Raw genomic sequence first — 232 nt, forward strand, 5'->3', positions numbered from 1 at the left:
CCCGCGGGCTGGATGACGAGTTAAGGGGAACAGCGTTTGCCGTGGTGGACGGGATCGACGGGCGTGTGCATCATCTGAAGCTCCCCGACATCGATACAGCCGGCGACGGTCCGATCGGGGGCATTGTGGAACTCCGTCGTTTTGAGGATGCGAGGGGCCGGCCGCGGATCGCGCTTGCCGTCCGCTCCGACCTCAACCTCGACCAACAGGTAGTGGCCGAAGGGGCGACCTG

Annotated in this window: 1 pseudogene; it reads left to right on the plus strand. The window is 65.5% G+C overall.

Features of this window, described 5'->3' with window-relative positions:
* Positions 1–44: 44 nt before the first annotated feature.
* Positions 45–232: pseudogene (locus RMT89_RS45665) on the plus strand (type VI secretion protein); the annotation flags it as partial.

It is taken from the genome of Streptomyces sp. P17, assembly GCF_032436805.1.
In the GTDB taxonomy this organism is placed as follows: Bacteria; Actinomycetota; Actinomycetes; order Streptomycetales; family Streptomycetaceae; genus Streptomyces.